The 4327-nt window shown below is 58.6% G+C and carries 8 protein-coding genes; all 8 read left to right on the top strand.

The features are described from left to right. The first annotated feature begins 600 nt into the window (after positions 1 to 600). The 8 genes from DSM100238_RS09075 to DSM100238_RS09040 are packed head-to-tail and all read left to right on the top strand — an operon-like array spanning position 601 to position 4285. Complete coding sequence (locus DSM100238_RS09075; RefSeq protein WP_152356338.1) at positions 601 to 1386, top strand: phage antirepressor KilAC domain-containing protein; 786 nt, start codon at positions 601 to 603, stop codon at positions 1384 to 1386. Further along, the gene (locus tag DSM100238_RS09070) at positions 1370 to 1579 is read left to right on the top strand and encodes a hypothetical protein (protein WP_152356337.1); all 210 of its coding nucleotides are present in this window, start codon (positions 1370 to 1372) and stop codon (positions 1577 to 1579) included. The genes DSM100238_RS09075 and DSM100238_RS09070 overlap by 17 nt, the downstream gene beginning before the upstream one ends. Before the next feature lie 14 nt (positions 1580 to 1593). Further along, positions 1594 to 2223, top strand: a complete 630-nt coding sequence (locus DSM100238_RS09065; protein WP_152356336.1) for a hypothetical protein — start codon at positions 1594 to 1596, stop codon at positions 2221 to 2223. Beyond that, on the top strand, positions 2223 to 2423 hold the full coding sequence (locus DSM100238_RS09060) for a hypothetical protein (protein WP_152356335.1): 201 nt from the start codon (positions 2223 to 2225) through the stop codon (positions 2421 to 2423). Before DSM100238_RS09065 ends, DSM100238_RS09060 begins: the two co-directional genes overlap by 1 nt. After that, positions 2420 to 2971 (top strand): hypothetical protein, encoded by a 552-nt coding sequence (locus DSM100238_RS09055; RefSeq protein ID WP_152356334.1) that lies wholly within the window; start codon positions 2420 to 2422, stop codon positions 2969 to 2971. The genes DSM100238_RS09060 and DSM100238_RS09055 overlap by 4 nt, the downstream gene beginning before the upstream one ends. Continuing rightward, positions 2968 to 3192, top strand: a complete 225-nt coding sequence (locus DSM100238_RS09050) for a DivIVA domain-containing protein (protein ID WP_152356333.1) — start codon at positions 2968 to 2970, stop codon at positions 3190 to 3192. Before DSM100238_RS09055 ends, DSM100238_RS09050 begins: the two co-directional genes overlap by 4 nt. Further along, positions 3189 to 3737: a hypothetical protein gene (locus tag DSM100238_RS09045; RefSeq protein WP_152356332.1), complete on the top strand. Its 549-nt coding sequence runs from the start codon at positions 3189 to 3191 to the stop codon at positions 3735 to 3737. The genes DSM100238_RS09050 and DSM100238_RS09045 overlap by 4 nt, the downstream gene beginning before the upstream one ends. Next, positions 3737 to 4285 (top strand): recombinase RecT, encoded by a 549-nt coding sequence (locus DSM100238_RS09040; protein ID WP_152356331.1) that lies wholly within the window; start codon positions 3737 to 3739, stop codon positions 4283 to 4285. The genes DSM100238_RS09045 and DSM100238_RS09040 overlap by 1 nt, the downstream gene beginning before the upstream one ends. Positions 4286 to 4327 lie beyond the last annotated feature (42 nt).

Genomic DNA, 4327 nt, shown 5'->3' with positions numbered 1-4327 from the left:
CCCAACATCCCCGCCGCTTTCGGTTATTTCGGGCGGGATGCCCTTCCAATATGACGGGACATTGTTCGCAACCGCTCAGGCTGTGAGCCTCCTCTATCGGCTGTCTGCCTGTGATTGGCGTGGTTCGAATCCACGCGCCGGCTCTACCCCCATCGACCGCAGGGGGGGGTAAACATTCTGCGGAAAAAGTGAAGATTCTCAAACCATTGACCGTATGCCGGGTTGCGATACCCCGCCCGGCGTGCGGTCATTGCCTGAACCGTCGTGGTGACGGGCGTAACGATGGCACGCTGTTCAGCAGTTCCAGCCGGCGTGCAGTCGATACGTGTGGGGTTCGAGTCCCTGTTCAGGCGCGCGTGGACGGTCAACGTCACCCCCGGGAGAGTTTTGCTGAATTGGCTTCCGGTGGGAGCGATGGTCGTGGAGCGTCACTGCAATGGCGCGCACGGTGCCGACATATCACCGTGAACCGTGTCCAGCCGTCCACAATGAGCCACGCCAAGAGGGCGGGCAATCTCGTAGCAACGGGTTGCACGCGGGGTGCGATTCCCCGCCGTGGCACCAATCAGGAACACCAACCGACTGTGAAAGGAGACAACAGTGAGCCAGCAAGTCGAAACATACAAGTTCCACGGGAGTGACCCCGTGCGCGTCGTCACCGGCGAGGACGGTGAGCCGTGGTTCGTCGCCAAGGACGTGTGCGACATCCTCGGACACTCAAACGTGAGCGTGGCACTCGATCGTCTCGACGATGACGAACGGTCTAAGTTCAACTTAGGGCGTCAAGGAAACACCAATATCGTCAACGAAGCCGGTCTCTACAGCCTCGTGCTTGGTTCCCGCAAGCCAGAAGCCCACGAGTTCAAGCGTTGGGTCACCCACGAGGTGCTGCCATCGATCCGCAAGCATGGCGGATATCTCTCCGGTCAGGAGCAGATGACACCGGAGCAGATGGTGCTCGCGTCGATGCGCTACTTGGAAAGCAAGATAAGCGAACAGCAGGCGACCATCGACGATCAGGCCGGACAGTTGGAAGCGCAGAAACCAAAAGTCCTGTTCGCCGACGCGGTAGGCGCGTCCGACGGCACCTGCCTGGTCGGTGAGCTTGCCAAGATGCTCACCCAAGCCGGGTACACGGTCGGCCAAAACCGCCTGTTCAGGCAACTCCGTGATGACGGGTTCCTCGGCAAGGTCGGACAGAACCGGAACGTCCCACTGCAACGATGGGTCGAACAAGGCCTGTTCCGGATCAAGGAGACGGCGATCACCCACCCTGACGGGCACGTGACCCTGAACCGTACCACGAAGGTCACCGGCAAGGGGCAACGGTATCTCATCGACTACTACACGAAAGGCAAGGCGGCGGCTGATGCGACGGTTGACTGAACGTCAGAAGTGGGCGAAGTTCTGGTTTTGCCTCGTGCTCGGCGTGGCCTTGCTGACGGTCGCCGGGTGGGCGGCCATCTGGTTCGTCTGGGGCGTGTACGTGATGCACGTGTTCGGCGTCATGGAAGCGGTAATCACACCAATCGCCCTGCTATTCGGAATCACGTTCACTGACATCGCACGGAAAGCATGAAAGGAACCGTACACATGGACAACGACGAATATGAAATACTGAGCAACGACACGCACAATATCGGTCTCATCGTCAGTCTGGCTGAATTTGACTCGGATGGGAATTCGGGTCGTATAACGCCGGTAGCGCATGACATTGAGGAAAAATCGACGACGGTCATGTCCTCGCGCGAGTGTCGTTCTTCGAACCCTCACAGCCACCTGCAGCGTATCGGCACATCGCAAACATGCTGCGTGACATCGCAGACGATTGTGAGAAAGCAGCAGCCAAAAACGAAGAAGGCGGTGAGCATGGCATCGACAACACAGGTGCATGACACCTCGCTTCCACGTTCACACTACATACTGACCGCCATGCAAACGCGTGTCATGTACATACTCGCGGAATACACCGAACAGCACGGTGAGGGCGGCGCGTATGAGGCATGGAAAATCAGCCGCGCCGCACAAGCACGCTTCGGGACGAGCGCATACAGCACGTATCCAAGCCGGTTGAAGGAACTCACGGACATCCACCTTGTGGAGGTCGCGGACAAGTTCGGTGTCAGCGACCACGGGACACCAGGATGCATGAGGTACCGGCTCACGCCGGACGGTATCGCATGGTGCCGGCGCAACAAGATGCTAACAGAGGAGGGCGAGTGATGGAAAACCAGCCGACCAGGTTGATGAAAGTCAGTACGGCCATCGACCACGAGCATCTCGACATTTCACTCGACAAGTTCAAAGAAAAGTTCGGAGACCTCTGCGGCCAGTTTCTTGGTCACGGCCTGCCGAACTACGTGTTTTGGAGTGATATCGAACGACGGGTGAACGACATTCGTGAGGGGAGGATCAGACGATGAATGGGCAGCAGGTCGGCTATGAGGAGTGCGTCGCGACCAGCGGCAAGCTCATAGCCCTCTACCGCCAACCGCCCGAAGCGTTCGCCGGACTGGACGCGGACGAACGCAAGGTGCTTGACACGGCACGCCTGCTGAAAACCGAGTCGAAAGCCAGCACCGGCAAATACCGCGACCCGAGCGCATCGCAGATCAGCAGTCTGCTGGGCGGCGGCTTCACCCAAGAGAAAGTACAGGTCATGCTGCGGAAAATCATCGCACGCGGCCTACTCCAAATCTACAAGAAGCCCGACAGGGAAAAGGAACCAACCATGAACACTCACATCGACACGACTACCCCGGCACTAGAAGCGCCCACGCACGCGATACACGGGGGTGGGCGTGATGCGGCGAACATGTTCCAACCAGTCTTCGACGCGTACATGAACATGCTCCGCGCATCCGCACAGTCGGGAGACAAGGTGACCTACCAGTATGCGGTGAAACAGCTTGCCGACGACACGTTCACCGGCATGTATTTCAACGCCCAACGAAAAGCGGCAGCCGCATGAACAGCCCACTGCTCACCCCGGAGGACGTGCGACGCACCACGTTCCACACGCACCGGCTCCGCGAAGGATACGACACCGACGAAGTGGATGAGTTCATGGACAAGGCCAAGGACACCATCCGCCGACTGGCAAGCCAAGTCCAGGCATTACAAACCGACATCGCGAAATACAAGGCGATAACCGGACAATACACCATCAGACATGAATGGAGTTGGAAATGAGTGGTAGCACAGGAACCGTACAGCAGATCGAGAACGGTGACATCACCCCGTATGAGGCGGCCAGCCAACTGGCGGTCGTGACAGCCATGCTGAAACAGTTGAAAACCTCAGAGAAAGCATTACGCGACTATCTGACCGGCCAGCTTGGTGACAGGGAGCACTTGACCACCATGTTCGGTGAGGTCACGCAGAAGCGTGGCGCGCAAGCGAAATGGCGTGTCACAGACCCGGTTGAATACGCGAAATGGCTTATCAGCACGGGGCATGAGGATATGACCGTCACCCTGCCGGTGCCGGTGGATGATGCGTGTAAGCCGGACGCGATCAGCGCGTTCATCACCGCGAACGGCGGGGAAGTTCCGCCGCGTGAAGCCGCTGACTTGAAGGGCGGGAGCGCGGACAGTGTGACCGTGAAACCTGCGGGCACGCTCAGTGAACTCGCCGCAAAGAACAAGCGGGTCAACGGTGATATGAGGCTCGCCCTCGGCATGGCACCAGAAGAACCTGAATCTGAATCCGATGATGTGGAAGGCATGGAGTTCTGATGGGTAGCGAAACGAGCCTCACCCTGCTCGGTGAGCAGATGGATTGGGCGAAAGCCGCAGCAGTCAGCAACATCCTGCCCGACGCATACCGGAGCCAGCCCGGCAACATCCTCGTCGCCATCAACTACGGGGCGAGCATGGGATTGCAACCAGCCGAATCCTTGTACAGGATTCACGTCATCAAAGGCCGTCCGACCATGAGCGCAGAACTCATAGCCGCGCAGGTACGCAAACACGGGCACAAGCTCCACATCTACAAGGATTACGAGCATCAAAGCGTGACCGCTGAGATCATCCGCAGTGATGACCCGGACTTCAAGTTCGTGGAGAAGCGGGACATGGATTGGGCGAAACGCATGGGTTTAGCCGGTAAGGACAATTGGCGGAAAGACCCGATGACGATGCTGAAATGGCGTGCCATTACGGCGGTCGCCAGGGAGGCGTGCCCGGAGACCCTGTACGGTGCCGGGTACACGCCTGACGAAATGGATTACCTTGCCTATGTGACTGTCCCGCCACAGCAGGATTCCAGCCCCATGGCCCCGTAGGCGAACAAGGAACCGTTGGACAGGGTGGTGGTCCCGTTCCGT

This window comes from Bifidobacterium apri (assembly GCF_009299485.1).
Lineage (GTDB): Bacteria > Actinomycetota > Actinomycetes > Actinomycetales > Bifidobacteriaceae > Bifidobacterium > Bifidobacterium apri.
This window is presented reverse-complemented; position numbering and strand designations above follow the sequence as displayed.